Source organism: Burkholderia sp. 10_S31 (assembly GCF_056930375.1).
On record NZ_JBXOWK010000002.1, the window covers coordinates 1,035,059 to 1,053,126 of the forward strand.

Here is an 18,068-nt window from a genome sequence, read left to right on the forward strand (position 1 = left end):
GTGCGTTCAGAAGTCCACCTTCGCGACAAACTTCACGCTGCGGTCCATGCCGATGCCGAGCGTGCCGGTCTGCACGGAGTTCCAGTAGCGCTTGTTGAACAGGTTGTCGATGGCCAGCTTGAAGTTCACGTGCTTGCCGTCGATCTTCGTCGAGTACCCCGCCCCCAGCGACCAGATCGTGTAACCGGGGAGGTTGCCCTGGTCCTGGGGATTCAGCGGACGTTGCGAGATGAACGATGCACGCGTGTTCAGCGAGAGGCCCGGGACCCAGCGCGGACGGTACGTCAGTCCGACGTTGCCCACCCATTTCGGTGTGTTTTCCGGCGTCAGTCCGGCGATCAGCTGATCAAACTCGGGATTCTGGATCGCATGCAGATACTCGATGCCTTCGGACAGCGACCATTCACGCGTGATGTCCTGAGTAAGCGCACCTTCCACGCCCTGATACTTGATCGTGCCGTCGTTCGCGAAGACGTTCGTGATCGGATCAGTAACCGCGTTCGCGCGCGTGATCTGGAATACCGATGCCGTGAAGCGCATCCACGGGAAATATTGTTCGCGAACGCCGATCTCGAGTTGCCGCGATACCGCCGGTGCAAGAACCTGATATGCGTTCGAGGCACTTTCCGGCGCCACGCCGCCGTCCTCGAGGCCCTGCATATAGCTCGCGAACAACTGGGTCTCCGGCAAGAATTCGTAGATGATGCCGGCCGCCGGCGACGGTACCCAGGTCGACGACGAATCGCTTCCGAAAGTCGCCGTGGAGCGACTTTCCCGGAACCCGAGCAGCACCTTCAGCTTCGGTCCGAAGCCGACACTGTCATACGCGTACAACCCCGTGTCCTCGTCCATTTGCAGCGGCAGCGTCGAATTCGGCTGCGTGTACACGGGCGCAGGCAACGGAACCGGGTCGAAGATGTTGATCTTCTGCGAAATCGTGGCCTTGTTCATCCAAAGCGTTTCGTCGATCCGCTGGCTGTTTGCCACCCCGAGAGTCAGATTGTGCGAAACCGGCCCGGTGTCAAATTTTCCGTTGATCTCCGCGCTCTTGTACTTGTTGATATAGAGCACGCCGATATTGCTGACCGTCGCGACGCCTCCAGCACCGGTAAACACGTTATAGCCGCCGATCCGGGTAGTCTGGCGCGAGCGGGTGCCGTCCGATTGGCCGATTTCGATGTGTCCCGTCCAATTCGGCGAAAAATCGTAATCGACGCGCCCCTGATAATTCTGGGAATGCGCACTGAACTGCGCCCACTTGCCGGACAGCAGGTTCCTCGGGTCCGGCACACGCGGGAGCGGCACCACGCCGTGGACGGCCTTCGGCAGGCTGATGCCGGCCTGCTCGACCACCTGCTTCTCGTAATCCTCGACGTCGAACTGAAAGCGCAGCCGGTCCGTGACGTTCCAGTCGAGCCCTACGCTGGCAAACCAGCCGCGGCCGTCCGCGTCCTTCACACCGTTCGAAAGGTGCGTTTCAGATGCGTTCGCACGTATGCCGAACTGCTTTTCACGGCCGAAACGATGACTCACATCGGCCTGAATACCGAGTTGACCGAATGAATTTCCGAGAACCGCCAGCGACGCGACGTCGTGATCGTAAGGCGCCCGCTTGGTTATCATGTCGATAATGCCCGCCGGGCTCGCAACCCCGTACATCAGGGCGTTCGCCCCCTTCAGCGTTTCGATGCTCTGCTTGTCCTCCGACGGCACCGACATGACGTTTGCGGTAGCGAGGCCGCCGTTGAGGCGATAGTTCGCAAACAGGTTGACCTTGATGCCCCGAATCTGCGCCGCATCGGCGGGGCTGCCCGACGAGTTCGTCGGCGACACACCCGCCTGGTTCTTGACGGCATCGGTCACGCCAGCCTGTGCGTCCTGCAGCGCGCCGGAATTCAATACCTGTTTGCTCATCGGCAACGCATTGTTGGCATCGGCCGAATCTCCAACGGCCTGCGCCGCTTTCGTCGCCTTGCTCAACGCCTCCTTATCGTTCGACGCCAACTTCGCCGAAGCCTGCGCCTTGCTCGATACATCCGGAGTCGAATTCTGCGCGATGCCGGACGTAGTCGCAGCCTGCATCGCTGCAGCTCCCGCTTCCGAGGCAGCCTGCGCATGCTGTGCGATGGAAATTACAGCCATCGCAATTATCGTTCTCCTAAACAAGATCTCCTCCATTTTTGCGTTATACACACTTGCCTGTCCTGCCGAGCATCCCGCCGCTCAGATATCCAGCACCAGACACTCGCCTTTAGCCCGCGAACAGCACGGCGTGAAATACCCGTTTTCCCGCTGCACCTCTGTCAACACCGAATCCAGATGCTCGACTTCGCCGGAAACCACCCGCGTCACACATGTCCCGCAAATTCCCTGCTCGCACGACATCGGAATCTCGATGTCATGTCCGGCCAATGCCGTCGTAATGCTCATGTGTTCCGCAACACGGTACATTTTCCCCGTGCTCAACACCCGAACGTCGAAGGCATGCGTCATTGCAGGTTGCTTCGCCTGTGCCGCGAACCGCTCGCTATGCAACCGTTCCTCGGTCCACCCGTGTCGCCGCGCAGCATCCAGCACGGCATCCGTAAAACGCTCCGGACCGCATACGTAGAGATGCGTACCGGCGGGCTGCCGCTCGACTACATGGTCGATGTCGAGCCGCGTCCCCGAGCACTCGTCGCTGAAGTGATAGGTCACCCGCTGCGCGAATGACGAGCGGGCAAGCCGTTCCAGGAATGCAGCGCGCGAGCGCGAACGCGCGCAGTAATGCATTTCGAAATCGGCGCCACGTTGCGCGAGCCGCTCCGCCATTCCGAGGATCGGCGTAATGCCGATCCCACCCGCGAGCAGCAGCGAGCCCGGCGCTGATTCGTCCAGTGCGAAGTGGTTTCGCGGCACCCCAATCTCCAGCAGGTCGCCTACCTCGACGCGTTCGTGCATTGCCACCGAAGCGCCACGCGATTCCGGCGCGCACAGCACTGCTATCAGATAGCGTTGCCGGTCTCGCGGATCGCCGCACAGTGAGTACTGGCGCACGAACCCGCCTACATACACGTCAATATGCGAGCCTGCCGTGAACGATGGCAGTTTCTCTCCCTTTTGTCCGACCAGTTCGAACGCGCACACGCCATCGGCTTCGACCGTCTTGGCCGCAACACGCACCTCCAGCCGGGCGTCGCTCGGCACCGGCCCGCGGGTGCGGCGCACGAAATTGCGGATACCCGTGTAGCCGAGCACCGGTACCGTCAACGCGCCGAGAAGCAGCAGCAGTTGGGCGAGCACGCCGCCATATTGGCCCGTATGCCAGGACAGCATCCAGAAGTACAACCGAAAGCCGACGCTGCTCTGCTCGTACGGCACGAAGCGCAGCACCTTGCCTGTGTATGCGTCGATGAACAACATCGTGCGTGCGTTCGGATGCGGCGCATCGCGGGCGATCAGATACATTTCGATTGGCTCGCGTGGCTTGTCCGGAATATGCAGCAACGCATCCTGCGGATCGGGCACCCGTTCCTGTGCCGTACGCCAGAACGTTTCGAGCGACAGGCGAGCGGCGCCATTCGCCGGCACCAAAGACTTCGGCTTCTTCGGTCTCGGCGACCCCGTGACCGTGTAGATGCCGTGTGCATACCAATCGAATGCCCATGGCAGCCCAGTGAAGACCTGCGCGAGCAGCACCGCGCTCGCGCACACGCCTGCAACCCGATGCAAACGGAAAGCCGACACCCTTGCAGGCCTGCCTGCCCGGAGCGCGAACGCGTAGCGCCAGCCGCTGCCGGTACGTGGCCACCAGAGCACGAGGCCGCCGATGACGAGCACGAGGCCGAAAAATATCGTGCTTGTGCCCGTAATCAGGCTGCCGTGCTTCATGAAGCGGAAGCGATGAATTTGCTCGATCGTGCCGAGCACGCCGCCGTAACGCGCCCGCTGTCCGACCACCTCTCCCGTGCACGGATTGAGGTATACGAAAACCTCGTCCGTGAAACGAACCATCGCCGCCGGCATGCGCAGTTCGCCCGGCTCGCCGGCAACGATGCGGACATAGTCGAGTTTTGCAGTCGGCCTCACGGCCGCTGCGTTCGCGGCAAGCACATCGAGCGGCACACGCGTCATGCAGGCCGGAACGGTCAGCAAATCGTGGTTCACCACGGGCTCGAGCGCCGGGCGAAACACGATGGCAGCCCCGGTTATCCCCATGAGGCAGATCACCAGGCCGACGGTCAGTCCCGACCAGCGATGGATCTGCAGCAACAAGGGACGGAAAGCGAATTTCATGAGTCGATCTATTGGAAGGCTAATCGTGTTGCACATGATCGACGACGAGGCTAAATGTAATCTGAATTCCGGTGGATCTTTAGGGTAAGTCCCGACGGTCCGGTCGCCATCAAAACAGCACGGCGTTCGGCAGCCCCGGTTGCGGCGCATCCGAATCGATCGCGAGCGTCCGACAAGGACGCATCGCACACATCGCTCGCGACAATCGGGAAAACCCGAGCGAAGCCCGGGGAACCTTGTCACGTCGATCCGTGTGCGTTAGCCTCGGCCCATCCTCGAAGCGGCTACATCATGAAGATTCTCATCCTGGAAGATCAACCCAAACTCGGTCATTTTCTGAAGCAGGCACTGAGCGAACATGCATACACGGTGGCGTGGGCAAAGACCTGCGCCGAGGCGCAGGAAATGTTGTGCGAATCAGGCTACGACGCGATCCTGCTCGATTTGGGCCTACCCGACGGCGACGGACTCGACCTGCTGCGCCAATGGCGCCGTGCAGGCTTCAACGAACCGGTACTCATTTTGAGCGCACGCGACGCAGTCGAAGATCGTGTAACGGGGCTGGATGTCGGTGCCGACGACTACCTGCCCAAGCCGTTCAGCCTCGAGGAATTGCTCGCGCGCCTGCGCTCGCTGCTCCGGCGCCATTCGACCGTCAAGGAAACGGTTTTGGAGCACCGGGGCATCAAGCTCGACCTGCGGGGCCATACCGTTCATGTGCAAGAGAAACCCATTGATCTGACCGGTCGAGAATTTGCGCTACTCGAGTTCTTCCTGCAAAACCCGGGGCGGGTTCTACCCCGCACGCTGATCGCCGAAAAAATCTGGAACTCCCATTACGACGTCGATACCAATCTGCTCGACGTCTACATGAGCCGCCTGCGCAACAAATTCGAAGCATTGCTCGGCGAACAACTGTTCAAGACCGTGCGCGGCGTCGGCTACCAACTCGTATGAAATCCATCGGTGCGCGCCTCGCGATTTGCTACGTCCTCGCGTCGACCATCACGTTTGCGGCGCTATATCAGGCAGGTCGACATTTCGTCGAGCATCAGGCAATCCACTCGCTGGATCTGCTCAATCAGGTGGAGTTCCAGCAGATTCGGGCCGCCACCCTTGCTCGCAACGGAGAATTGACTGAAGCGATGGTACGCCAGGGCGTACAGACGATGATAACCAATGGGCAAGGACTGTTCTTCATCGAGGTCCGCGACCGCGACGGAAAAATCGTATCGCGCTCGCACGCGCTTCACGAGCGCGACATGACGCCGCCGCCTGGCGCCGATATCTACAACGTCGGCGCCTTGGGCACGGCCCAATTGCGAGCAGGTCGTTTCGCACTCGGGCCATACACGGTATTGATCGCGACGCCCAAAGAATCCGTCAGGATCACGATGATCGCGTACAGGCGCACTTTCTATGGACTGCTGGTTGCGGCGATTGTGATCAGCAGCGTCATCGGGCTCGGCTTCGGCCGCATGGCCATGCGGCCGCTGCGCACGATCCAGGACACGGCTGACCGCATTCGCTCGGACAACCTGAGCGAACGCATTCCCGTATCGGGGGCGCGTGACGAAATTTCGAATCTCGCGCGCCTTCTCAACCAGATGTTCGACCGGCTCGAAACATCGTTCAACCTGATTCGCCGCTTTACGGCCGAGGCGTCACACGAACTGAAGACACCGCTGACGCTCGTGCGCCTGCAAGCCGAGAAGCTCATCGTCGACGGTCAATTGACGCCCGATCAGGAGCGGGCCGTACAGACTCAGATCACCGAACTCGAACAACTACACCGGATCATCGAGGATCTTCTGTTCCTTTCGCGCGCCGATGCGCACGCCGTCAAACTCGATCTGCAATCGAAGAACCCGGAACCGTTTCTGCAGAGTTTTGCGCAAGACGCGCAGGTTCTCGCCGAACACCACGATCAGCATTTCGAGCTGACCCACTCGGGAAACGGACAGGTCGAAATGGAATCCAGATGGATACGGCAAGTATTGTTGAATCTGCTCAGCAACGCGCTCGCCGCTTCGCCGCCGGGTAGCCACGTCGCGCTGCGTTCCACGCTGACGAACGAGCGCTGGCAGGTGCGCGTCGAAGACGATGGGCCGGGCGTGCCGGCCGAGCAGCGCGAACGCATTTTCGAACGATTCTTCCGCGTTCACAGGGCAGGTAGTGAGCACAAGGGCAATGGCCTCGGTCTCGCGATCTGCCGCAGCATCGTGGAGCTTCATGGCGGTCGTATCTTTACCGAAACCGGCCCCGGGGGGCGCGGCTTGTCGATGATCTTCGAGATTCCAACGAACGCGACGCATGCCTAGTTCGACATACGGCCCGGTGAAGCTTCGCCAGCCTCACCGGGAACAGGTCATAGCGACGCTTTCGTTTCAAGCACCTCGACCGGCACGGCATCGTCTCGACGCTCGAACCGCCGCGCAAACCGGTCGAAGGCGAGATAGACGACCGGTGTCGTGAATAGCGTCAACAACTGGGAGAGAATCAAGCCGCCGACGATCGCGATCCCCAAAGGCACACGCAGCTCAGCCCCCGCTCCGTGCCCGAGCGCGAGCGGCAACGCGCCAAACAAGGCGGCCAGCGTGGTCATCATGATCGGCCTGAAACGCAGCACGCAAGCCTGTCGTATTGCCGCGGCCGGTTCGAGATTTTGCTCGCGCTCGGCAACCACCGCAAAGTCGATCATCATGATCGCGTTTTTCTTGACAATGCCGATCAGCAGGATGATGCCGATCATTCCCATGATGGAAAGATCCTGCCCGCAAAGCACGAGCGCCAGCAATGCACCGACTCCCGCCGACGGTAGCGTGGAGATGATCGTCAATGGGTGAATGGGATTTTCATATAGCATCCCGAGCACGAGATACACGACGATCAGCGCAGCCAGAATCAGATATGGCTCGCTCGCGAGGGAATCCTGGAACGCATGGGCAGTCCCCTGGAACGTACCGATCAGCGCGTCGGGCTTGCCGGCCGCCGCTTCCGCCGCATGGATAGCCGTCACCGCGTCGCCTAGCGCGTAGCCGGGCGCAAGATTGAAGGAGATCGTCACCGACGGAAACAATCCCTGATGGTTCACCGAAATCGGCGACACGTTGTTCTGGATGCTCACCAGTACGTTCATGGGCACAAGTTCGTTCGTGAGCGGCGAGCGCACATAGAGATGGGCCAGCGCGTCGGTCGTCAACTGAAATTTTGGATCGACTTCCTCGACCACGTGATACTGATTCAGCGACGTAAACAGCGTGGCGATCTGACGCTGACCGAATGCGTCGTACAAGGTATCGTCGATGGCCTGAGCGGTGATGCCGAAGCGTGAAGCGGTATTGCGGTCTATCACGAGTGTCGCGCTCGTCGCCGACGCCTGCTGGTCCGAGCTCACGTCGATCAACTGCGGCAGCGTCGATAACCGCGTTGCCAGGCGTCGTGCCCACGTGTTCAGTTCGCGCACATCCGCATCCTGAAGCGTGTACTGATATTGAGACGCGCTGATTCTGCCGCCGATCTGGATATCCTGCCGTACCTGCATCGACAACGAAATCCCCGTCACCTTGGCGACTTGCGTCCGCAGCCTTGCCACGACCTGGCTCGCACTCGCGGTACGCTCGCCGAACGGCTTCAGGTTGATCATCATCCGGCCCTGGCTGATCGTCGGGCTCGGTCCGATCCAGTAGTAGACGTTGTCCACCGCGGGATCGGCCTCGATAATGTGGCCGAGCTGCTGCATTTTTTCGGCCATCGATCGCGGCGAGATATCGGGTGCAGCCTGCGAAACGCCAAGGATCAGCCCGGAATCTGCCAGCGGGAAAAAGCCTTTGGGAATGGCGACGAACAGTGCGGCCGTCAGGGCCACCGTCGCTACCGTCACGCCAAGCATCACGCGGCGATGCGAAAGGGCCCAATCGAGACCACGCTCGTAACGCGTTTCGAGCGCAACGAAAGCGATCTCCAGCCAGCGCTCCAGCACACGCAATCGCCCCGAATCGGAGCCGGGCGCACGAATCACCCAACCGCACAGCATCGGCGTAACGGTGAGCGAAACGAAAGCCGACATGACGATTGCGACGCTGACCGTCACCGCAAATTCCCGGAACAGTCGCCCAACGATTCCCCCCATCATCAGGATTGGAATGAAGACGGCAATCAGCGAAACCGTCATCGATACGATCGTGAAGCGCACCTCGCGCGCACCGAGCAGTGCGGCCTGCATCCTCGGCATGCCCTGCTCGATGTGGCGCATCACGTTCTCGATCACGACGATCGCGTCGTCGACGACGAATCCCACCGCGATCGTGAGCCCCATCAACGAAAGATTGTCGAGGCTATAGCCGAGCAGATACATCGCGCCGAACGTCGCGACGAGCGACAGCGGAATCGTCAGACTCGGGATCACGGTCGCCCACACGTTGCGCAGGAACGAGAAGATCACCATCACGACGAGCGCGATCGTCAGCATCAACGTGAACTGTACGTCGTGTACCGAAGCGTCGATGGTCTGGGTGCGATCGCCTACCACTCGTACATGCACAGCCGCGGGCAGCGACGCCTCTAGCTGTGGCAAGCGCGACGTGATGTTGCGGATCGTCTGCACGACGTTATAGCCGGGTTGCTTGTGCACATCGAGAATGATTGCTCGATCGTGCTGCAACCACGCCGCCTGCTGCGTGTCCTCGGCCGCTTCGACCACGGTCCCGAGATCGTCCAGCCGGATCGGCGCGCCGTTCTTGTAGGCCACGACCAGATTGCGGTATCCGTCCGACGACGTGATCTGGTCAGTCGCATTGAACACGACCGAGCGATCGAGACCGTTGAGACTACCCTTCGGAGCATTGACGGTCTGCACGCCGACGATGGAGCGCACGTCCTCAAGCGTGAGGCCACGGGCCGCAAGCTTGTCGGGATCGATTCGAATACGCACCGATGGCCGCTGCTGCCCGTGAAAATCGACGAGCCCTACGCCGGGCATTGCCGATATTTGCTGAGCGAGAAAATTTTCCGCGTAGCTGTCGAGCTGCGTAAGCGTGAGCGAAGGTGACGTCAACGCAATCGACAGCACGGTGAAATCGGCCGGGTTGACTTTCTCGTAGGTTGGCGGATTCGGGAGGTTCTTCGGCAGCATGCCGCCGGCCGCATTGATCGCGGTCTGCACATCCTGCGCTGCGCTGTTGATGTCGCGCGACAGATCGAACTGAAGCACGATCGCCGTCGTGCCGAGCGAACTCGACGACGTCATCTGCGTAATGCCGGAAATGTTCGACAGCTGGCGTTCGAGCGGTGTCGCGACGGAGGTCGCCATCGTGTCCGCGCTCGCGCCGGGTAGCTTCGCAATCACCTGAATCGTCGGGAAATCGACCTGCGGCAATGGCGCGACCGGCAGCATGAAATACGCCACGATGCCGACGAGCAGCACCGCGATCGCGAGGAACGACGTCGCGATACGACGCCGAATGAGCAATTCGAGCAGACTCATGATGATGCATCCAGGCTTGCGGTCGGTGCGGAAGTCGCGGCTTCGTCGCGTGCCCCGACCAGTTTCGTCGCGACCGGCACGCCGGCATTGAGGCGACTCTGGCCTTCGAACACGACGAGATCGTCTATGGCGATACCTTCGCGAATCTCCGTCATGCCGTCGGCTGCGACACCCGTCTTCACCGGGCGCATATGCGCATGACCTGACACATCGACCGCATAGATCTGCGGACCGGCCTGAGTATTCACGATCGCGCGACTTGGCACGGCCAGACGTTGTCGGTCGGTTCTCAGCAGCACGCTCGTACTGACAAGCTCGCCCGGCCACAATTTCCGCTCGGCATTCGCGAATGCGCCTTTCAGCTTGATTTGCCCTGTAGCGGGGTCGACCCGGCTGTCGATGAAACTCAAGAATCCCGTCTCGATCGGCGCGCCTCCCGTACGTGCGGTGACCGTGACAGGTAGCGGCGCGGCGGCCTGACCCGCAAGAAGATCCGGCAATGCGTCCTGCGACACCGAGAACTGCACGTCGATCGGCTCCATCTGCGTGACGGTCACGACGCCCGTTGCATCGCCAGGATGCACAATCGCGCCAATATCGGCTTCACGCGCGCCGACCCGTCCGGCGAATGGCGCAATCAGTGTCGTGAAGCCCAGTTGCAGGCGGTCGCTTGCCACGATCGCGGCGTCGGCGGCAACGGTCGCCGTCAAGGCCTTGACCTGCGTGCGAGCAGTGTCGACGCTTTGCGTCGTTGCCCCGCCAATACCGACCAGCTTCGAATATCGCTCGAGATCAAGCTTCGCGTTCTCGAGGCTCGCCTGATCCTTGTTGCTCATGGCTATCGCCTGATCGAGCTGCGCCGCAAGCGGCCCCTGGTCGAGCCGGGCGAGTACCTGACCGGCTTTCACGTCCTGCCCGTCGACGAAGAACACGCGCTGCAACTGACCATCCACGCGTACCTTCATGTCGACGGTATTACGCGCCGCCACGGTGCCGACCGCGACAGCCCGCACCGGAAAATCACTCATGACGGGATGGCCGGCAACGACCGGCACCGAGGGCGCAACACTGCGCGCAGCCTGTTTCGGCCATTGCCACCACGCCACGAGTACGACGACGCCGAGGCCCGCCGCCAGCACGGGAAGAAGGCGACGACCACGCGGCGCGGAAGGCGGCAAGGACGGGGGATGAAAATCGACAGAGTGATTCATCGCTCTAAGAAAAAAGTAGCAACTCAAGATGCATTGGGAGCGCCGGCGGCCGGCGGCACGGACGAATGCTCCGTCACCCCGAATCCGCCACCGAGCGCGCGGAACAGGCCGACGGAAGCCTGGAGACGAGCAAGATGCGCCTGCTCGAGCGCATCCTCTGACTGGGAAAGTGCGCGTTCGGTATCGAGTACGGTCAGAAAATCGACGGTACCGCTGCGATACTGCGCGTCGGCCAACTGCGCGGCCTTGCGGGCCGCATCGGCAGCTTCCCGGTCGGCAAGCTCGACCTGCTGCTGCTGCGACGCGGCACTCAACATATCCTCGACGTCCTGGAGCGCGGTAACGACGGCCTGTTTGTAGTCCGCAACGCTTTTCGCGGATGCGGCCTCGCTTTCGCGCAGTTGCCCGCGCAAGGCCCCGCCATCGAAGACCGGCGCAACCAGCGCGGCCGCGATACTGGAAAATGGGCTCGCCAGGAAACGCGACAGCGAGCTGCTGTTCGAACCGCCCTGAGCGGTCAGCGTGAGATTGGGAAAGAATGCGGCACGCGCCGCACCGATGTCGTAATTGGCGGCTTGCAGCCGTGCTTCCGCGGCCCGAATATCGGGCCGCGCGTCGAGCAGACTGACAGGCAGGTACGGCTTCGGCTGGGGAACCGGCACACTGCCGAGCGCAACCGTCTCGATGTCGAAGCCCTCCGGAGCAGCGCCCACCAGTGTCGCCAGCAGATGAAGGTTCTGGTCGCGCTGCTCGCGCAGCGCCGGAATCGCGGCTTCGAACGTCGCAAGTGCATTGCGCTGCTGCTGTACCTGCAGTTCGGTCGCAACACCCGCGGCCTGTTGCGCCGTCAACAGATCGAGCGTTCTCGCCGCATCCGCGACGATCGATTCGGCCAGCGCGACGCGCCGCCGCAAGCTCTGCACCTGCAACCACGAATCGACGATCGACGCGGTCAGCGTCAATGCAACCGTATCGCGATCGAAGCCCGCCGCCTGCGCGAGCATGCTCGCCGAATTGGCGGTGGCCGCATTGCGCCCCCAGAAGTCGATCTCGTAGCTCGCCTCGGCGAACAGGCTCTGGCCGTTGCTCGAACTACCGGAGCCCGACGAACTGCCAACGCTGCGGCGATTGAACGTGCCGTTCAGCGCCAGCGACGGATAGAGCGGCGCGCCTGCCTTCATCGCACCGGCACGCGCGACTTCGATGCTGGCAAATGCCGAAGCGAGCGAATGATTGGCATGCAGCCCGCGCTCGACGAGCGCGTCGAGTCGAGCGTCGCCATACGCATGCCACCAGCCACTCGCAACAGGCACCGTCCCGGCGAGTGACGCCTGTGCCGGGTCGCTCCATGCGACAGGCGCAGGTATCGCGGGACGGTGATAGTGCGGCACGAACGAGCAACCGGCCAGCATTGCCACAACGAACGTGATGGCGACGAAGCCACCGCACGGCACATTCCGTCTCCGTTGCCCGTACCGCATACCGCTCGTCCGGAACATGAAACGACTCCTCGCAATCTCGATGCGGGGAGCATAGCGATGCGCGCCTGTCCGGTCTTTCGCCTGGAGATGAACTTAATTTAATGTCGGCGGGCCTTTGCTTTCACTCGCGCCCGTTACCGCTGTCGCGCAGCACGTATCCCGCTCCCACCACCGTGTGGATCAGCGATTGCGGAAAATCACGGTCGACCTTGTTGCGCAATCGATGGACATGCATGTCGATCACGTTGCCCCGCGGTTCGAACTGGTAATCCCATGCTGCTTCGAGCAGCATGCTGCGCGTGACGACGTGCCCGGCGTGACGCATCAGGCATTCGAGCAACAGGTACTCGCGGTGCTGAAGCTGCAGGTCGCGCCCGCTCCGGCTCGCGCGGCGCGTGCGCCGGTCGAGCGTGAGATCGGCTACCTTCAGCACATCGCGCAGCCCGGCTCGGTCCCCACGGCGGGCAAGCGCCTCGACACGCGCGAGCAATTCCGAAAATGCATAAGGCTTCGCCAGATAGTCGTCGCTTCCCGCACGGATGCCTTCGACGCGATCGTTCAGGCTCGCGATCGCGGAAAGCATCATCACTGGCGTCGAACGATCCTTGCAACGCAGGCGCCGCACCAGCTCGATTCCGTCCAGCACCGGCAGCCGGCGATCCGTCACGATGACATCGTAAATCCCCTCGAGCGCAAGGGTAAGCCCCAATGCGCCGTCGTTCGCGGCATCTACGACGTGACCGCTTTCGGTCAATCCCCGTACAATGAACTGCGCACCTCGTGCATCGTCTTCGACAATCAATATCCGCATGCTGAACGTGGCTGGATTAAATTTATTTCATGTTGGAGCGAACCGGATGTCGGGAAAGCCGATGCACACTCCATGCATGGCAGTTTAACTTCGTTCGCTGCCGCGGGCCCATGCTCTCCCCTGCTGGAATCTGAATGCCGAACATTCTGGTCGTCGAAGACGATCGTCAAACCCTCGATGAAATCGTCAACGCACTTACCGATTATGGCTGGGCAGTCGAGTCCGCCCAGACCGGTCGTGACGGCCTCGTTCTCGCCGTCGGGAAACGCTATGACGCGATCGTGCTGGACCGGATGCTGGCTGGCGAGATCGAAGGTCTCGGCATGCTAGCGGCAATCCGGAGCGCCGGCGTGACGACACCGGTGCTGATCCTGAGCGCACTCACCGCTGTCGACGAACGCGTGCGCGGCCTGCGCGCGGGCGGGGACGATTATCTGACCAAGCCGTTCGAATTCATCGAACTGACCGCCCGCCTGGATGCGCTGATGCGACGTCGCGAAGCACCGGAACAGCCGGTACAGGAATATCACGTGGGTCCGCTGTCGCTCAACCTGCTCACCCGCGAAGCTGTCTGTGCCGGACGTCCCGTCGCGCTGTTGCCGCGCGAATACCGTCTGCTTGAATTTCTGATGCGGCACGCGAACCAGACCGTCAGTCGTACGATGCTGTTCGAAGCCGTCTGGGGCTATCAGCTCAACGAGCGAACCAACGTCATCGACGTTCACGTCAGCCGCCTGCGTAAAAAGCTCGATCCGGACGGTAATCTCGCCCTTATTCATACCGTACGCGGTTCAGGATATTCGCTTCGTGCGCCTGACTGACCTGCATCGCACCACCAGTTTCCGGCTCGCGACGCTATTCCTCGCGATGTTCGGCATCGTCTCGCTGGTGCTGTTTACCTACCTCTACGTCGAGATCACCGGTTTCGAGCAGGAACGCATCAACGATTGGCTGGTACGCGAGCAAACCAACATCATGCGAGAAGACTCGGCCGGGCTGCTCGCCCACATCGTGCATCAGAGTCAGCGCGATCCGGACCGGCAGCGCCCGTTCGGGCTCTTCGACGCACAAGGCAGGCATCTTGCGGGAGGCTACATCGGGAATCGTCCGCCGATACCCGCGTACAACCGGCCATTCCGGCTGCGACTCGCCACCACCAACGGTCACCCTGTACCCGGCCTCTGTATTGCCGGGCAGTTGGCAGACAACCACACCGTACTCCTGTGCCAGAGCATGCTCGAACTGCACCATTTCGACGAAGAGCTGCTGCACGTCCTGCTCACAGCCGGATTGGTGATGCTACTGGCCGGCGTTGTCGGCGCCGCGATCGTCGGCGTCGGCGCCGTACGCCGACTGGACGACGTCACTCACTCGATCAGGGAGATCGTGTCCGGAAATCTCGGTCGCCGTCTGCCCATGCAGACGAAACATGATGACGTCGGGCGGCTCGTGATGGTCGTCAACGGCATGCTCGACGAAATCGAACGCCTGATGCACGAAGTCAAGGGTGTGTGCGATGCAATCGCGCACGATCTGCGCACGCCGCTCACCCGCCTTCTCGCCGGGCTGGAGCGCGTGCAACGCCGAGCGCAGACTGAAGCCGACTATCGCGAGGCGATCGACGCCACGATTGCCGAAACGGGCAACATTCTTCACACGTTTAATTCGCTGCTACGTATCTCCGAGATCGAATCGCACGTACGCCAGCAGAATTTCGTCGCCGTGGATCTTGCCGCCATTACCGACGACGTCGCCGAATACTACGAACCGACCGCGGAAAACAAGGGCGTCACGCTCGATTACCGGCGCGTGCCCGATGGCCTTCCCGAGTTCCGGGGCGACCGCGACTTGCTGTTCGAAGCCCTCGCCAACCTGGTCGACAACGCAATCAAGTTTGCGCCGATCAACGGCCACGTATCGATCCGGCTGTTTCGCGACTCGACGGGCTTCGGTGTCACCATTGCCGATGACGGCCCCGGCATTCCGCCCCGAGAAAGACAGGCGGTATTGAGACGGTTCTATCGCGCCGAAGCGAGTCGCCATACACCCGGCAATGGCCTTGGCTTGAGCCTCGCGTCCGCCATTGCGGCGATGCATGGCATGCTATTGCGATTCGACGACACTCAAACCGGCTGCAGCGTAACGCTGCTGGCTCCTGCCATGCCCGTGTCCGCCGCACGCCCCTCTTGCCGGTAATCCATCCCGGTGCGGCATCCTGAAGATGGGTTCATGATGCTTTCAGCTTTCGTTCAGTCAACGCCCCTATGATCCTGGAGCAGGGCAGCTTGCCCTCTCATCGGACAAACCCATCAGGGAAGAACAGAATGATCAAGCATCACTCGCTGATTTCCGCTACCGCCGCAGCCGTCGCCCTCGCCCTTTCTTCCTCGGCATTCGCCTTCGACGGTTGGCACCAGCAGAAAGCCACCGTCATCCCCGGCAAGGCGGCCGGATGGGACTACGTGTCGGTCGACCCGGAAAGGCACCATGTTTTCCTGGGCCATCGAGAGGAAGGTTTGCAGGTGTTCGACACCACGCTTGGCAAGGTAGTCAAGGTAATCGGCAATACGGCGGCCAACAGTTCCGACGGCGCGGTGCTCGTCCCCGAATTCGACGTCGGCATCTCCAACAACGAAGACGGCACCATTACGCCCTTCAAGCTCTCGACCCTGGAGGCGAAGCCTCCGATCAAGGTCGGTGACGATCTCGACACCAGCCACTACGATCCCGTCAGCAAGCGTCTCGTGCTCAACATGGGCGCGAAATCGGACGGCACCGAGATCGTCATGCTCGATATGCCTTCGCTGAAAGAGGCCACTCGCCTCAAGGTGCCGAGCAAGAAGGTCGAGGGAGCGGATAGCGACGGCAAGGCATTCTTCTTCCTCGCGGCACAGGACATCGACAAGGTCTACAAGATCGACTCCCGCGCCGGCAAGGTCGTCGCCACCTACGACACGGCATCCGCGTGCGGTCGCCCGACCGCGATCGCGGTGAACGGAGCCGACGAGCGCGTGTACGTCAGTTGCCGCGGCCGCGATGCCATCAAACCCTCGCTCGTCGTGCTCAATGGCGAAAACGGCAAGATCGTCTACCGTGCCGAGATCGGCGCGGGCAACGACAGCATCATCTACGACGCGAGCCTCAAACGCATTTTCACGGCCAACGGCGTAAGCGCGAACCTCAACATATTCGAAGTCGACGGTCCGGATAGCTACAAGCCGCTCGAAACGCTGGGCACGCGCGCCGGCATGCGCACGATGGCCATGGATTCGAAAACCCACGTAATCTACGGCGTCGCCGCGGAGGGCAGCGCCGACACCGCCAAGCACATCTCGACCGTCGTTTCGCCGTTCTACGCGAACACGTTCTTCCCCAATACCTATACCGTGATGGCCTTCGGCAAGCAACGTTGACTACGGGAACGGCGGCATGGTCGACCAACCTGGAATGTCGACCTTGCCGAACATGTCCTGGTTGTTCGGTCAAACGAAACCCTCTTCGACCCGCATGCAGCCGTGCGCGGTGATCCCGGCAATGATGGAAATACCCGACCATCACAGGTATTTCCGCGCGGGCAGGCGCGACGCAGGTTACGGCTTGCCGTTCAGCGACTCGACGATCCGGTACGCAACCTTCACGCGATCCTCGATCGGAAAGCTGCGGTTCGCGAGCATCACGATCGCGATCCGCTTCGCGGGGACGAACGCGACATAGGTGCTGAAGCCGTTGGTCGAGCCGGTCTTGTTGATCCACGTGTCCTGGCGCGGCGCGAGCGGCGGCTCGAGCCTGGTCGCGGGCGTCGCGTCGCGGAGCATCGCCGGCCCGTTCCCTTCGAGCAGCGTCGGCAACGCGACCGGATACGGATACTGTTCCCAGATCAGGTCCTGCGTGAACGGCCCCGCACGGAAATAGCCGGTGTGCGTGCGCTCGAGCGCGCGCTGCAGCCGCGGCGCCGTTTCGACGAGCCCCATGTTCGCCTGCACGAAGCGCAGCAGGTCGGCCGCGGTCGTCCTGACGCCGTACGCCGGCTGCCACAGCATGCCGCCCGTCATCCGGATCGGCCGGCCGTCCTGCGTATAGCCCTGCGCATAGTCGGCCTGGCGTGCGGCGGGCACGTTGATGTACGTATGTGTCATCCCGAGCGCGGGGAACAGCCGCTGTTCCATCAGCACCGCGAAGTCGCGGTTCATCGCCTTCGCGGCGAGCTGCCCGAACATCCCGATCGCGACGTTCGAGTACGTGCGGCGCGTGCCCGGCGCATATGCGGGCCGCCACGCGTCGAGATAGCGCATCAGGTCCGCGTCGTCGCGGATGCTGTCGGGCACCTGCAGCGGCATGCCGCCCGGCGTGTGCGTGCCGAGCTCGAGCAGCGTCACGCCGCCGAACGGCTTGCCCTGCAGCGCGGGCAGGTACTTGGCCGCAGGATCCGACAGCGACAGCTCGCCGCCCTCCTGCGCGTCGGACGCGAGCGTCGCGGTCAGCGTCTTGCTGACCGAGCCGATCTCGAACAGCGTGTCGCCGGTCACGGGCTTGCCGGTTTGCGTCGACATCACGCCGTAGTCGAACACGTAGGGCTTGCCGTCGGCGACGATGCCGATCGCCATGCCGGGAACGGCGAACTGCTTCATCAACGGCGCGACGTTGCGGGTCACGGTGTCGTGAATCTCGGCGGGCGTGGCGGCGGCCGCGCGGCCGGCCGTGGCAGCAGCGCACGCGGCGACGAACAGGGTCGCGGCGATGCGTATCGCGTTGAATCGCATGGTTGCGGTTCCTTCGATTTTCAGATGGTTGTGTGAGCAACAGAT

General features: G+C 61.9%; 12 protein-coding genes. 5 read left to right on the plus strand and 7 right to left on the minus strand.

What is annotated here, in order from left to right:
- Positions 1-6 precede the first annotated feature (6 nt).
- Both AC1Z3W_RS19175 and AC1Z3W_RS19180 read right to left on the minus strand, forming a co-directional pair.
- Positions 7-2,142, minus strand: a complete 2,136-nt coding sequence (locus AC1Z3W_RS19175; protein ID WP_244104955.1) for a TonB-dependent receptor — start codon at positions 2,140-2,142, stop codon at positions 7-9.
- 81 nt (positions 2,143-2,223) lie between these two features.
- Positions 2,224-4,275 carry a PepSY domain-containing protein gene (locus tag AC1Z3W_RS19180; RefSeq protein WP_483508260.1) on the minus strand — a complete coding sequence of 684 codons (2,052 nt, stop codon included), beginning with the start codon at positions 4,273-4,275 and terminating at the stop codon, positions 2,224-2,226.
- 291 nt (positions 4,276-4,566) lie between these two features.
- On the opposite strand from AC1Z3W_RS19180, the gene AC1Z3W_RS19185 reads away from it, so the two are divergent.
- Positions 4,567-5,232, plus strand: coding sequence for a response regulator (locus tag AC1Z3W_RS19185; RefSeq protein ID WP_057929080.1), 666 nt, complete (start codon positions 4,567-4,569; stop codon positions 5,230-5,232).
- Positions 5,229-6,596 carry an ATP-binding protein gene (locus AC1Z3W_RS19190; protein WP_175827014.1) on the plus strand — a complete coding sequence of 456 codons (1,368 nt, stop codon included), beginning with the start codon at positions 5,229-5,231 and terminating at the stop codon, positions 6,594-6,596. The genes AC1Z3W_RS19185 and AC1Z3W_RS19190 overlap by 4 nt, the downstream gene beginning before the upstream one ends.
- Before the next feature lie 47 nt (positions 6,597-6,643).
- Here the strand turns inward: AC1Z3W_RS19190 and AC1Z3W_RS19195 are convergent, their stop codons facing one another.
- The 4 genes from AC1Z3W_RS19195 to AC1Z3W_RS19210 all read right to left on the minus strand — a co-directional run bounded on the left by AC1Z3W_RS19195 (position 6,644) and on the right by AC1Z3W_RS19210 (position 13,263).
- On the minus strand, positions 6,644-9,760 hold the full coding sequence (locus AC1Z3W_RS19195; RefSeq protein ID WP_483508341.1) for an efflux RND transporter permease subunit: 3,117 nt from the start codon (positions 9,758-9,760) through the stop codon (positions 6,644-6,646).
- Positions 9,757-10,971, minus strand: coding sequence for an efflux RND transporter periplasmic adaptor subunit (locus AC1Z3W_RS19200; RefSeq protein WP_483508262.1), 1,215 nt, complete (start codon positions 10,969-10,971; stop codon positions 9,757-9,759). Before AC1Z3W_RS19200 ends, AC1Z3W_RS19195 begins: the two co-directional genes overlap by 4 nt.
- A gap of 23 nt (positions 10,972-10,994) precedes the next feature.
- Positions 10,995-12,470, minus strand: coding sequence for an efflux transporter outer membrane subunit (locus AC1Z3W_RS19205; RefSeq protein WP_483508263.1), 1,476 nt, complete (start codon positions 12,468-12,470; stop codon positions 10,995-10,997).
- Positions 12,471-12,573: 103 nt separating this feature from the next.
- The gene (locus AC1Z3W_RS19210; protein ID WP_483508264.1) at positions 12,574-13,263 is read right to left on the minus strand and encodes a response regulator; all 690 of its coding nucleotides are present in this window, start codon (positions 13,261-13,263) and stop codon (positions 12,574-12,576) included.
- Positions 13,264-13,397: 134 nt separating this feature from the next.
- On the opposite strand from AC1Z3W_RS19210, the gene AC1Z3W_RS19215 reads away from it, so the two are divergent.
- From AC1Z3W_RS19215 to AC1Z3W_RS19225, 3 genes are all read left to right on the plus strand, one after another.
- Complete coding sequence (locus AC1Z3W_RS19215) at positions 13,398-14,084, plus strand: response regulator transcription factor (RefSeq protein WP_057929086.1); 687 nt, start codon at positions 13,398-13,400, stop codon at positions 14,082-14,084.
- Positions 14,071-15,459 carry an ATP-binding protein gene (locus AC1Z3W_RS19220; RefSeq protein WP_175827011.1) on the plus strand — a complete coding sequence of 463 codons (1,389 nt, stop codon included), beginning with the start codon at positions 14,071-14,073 and terminating at the stop codon, positions 15,457-15,459. The genes AC1Z3W_RS19215 and AC1Z3W_RS19220 overlap by 14 nt, the downstream gene beginning before the upstream one ends.
- A 128-nt stretch (positions 15,460-15,587) precedes the next feature.
- Positions 15,588-16,676 carry a YncE family protein gene (locus AC1Z3W_RS19225; protein ID WP_483508266.1) on the plus strand — a complete coding sequence of 363 codons (1,089 nt, stop codon included), beginning with the start codon at positions 15,588-15,590 and terminating at the stop codon, positions 16,674-16,676.
- A gap of 177 nt (positions 16,677-16,853) precedes the next feature.
- On the opposite strand, the gene ampC is transcribed toward AC1Z3W_RS19225, so the two are convergent.
- Positions 16,854-18,023, minus strand: a complete 1,170-nt coding sequence (ampC, locus tag AC1Z3W_RS19230) for a class C beta-lactamase (protein ID WP_483508267.1) — start codon at positions 18,021-18,023, stop codon at positions 16,854-16,856.
- Positions 18,024-18,068 lie beyond the last annotated feature (45 nt).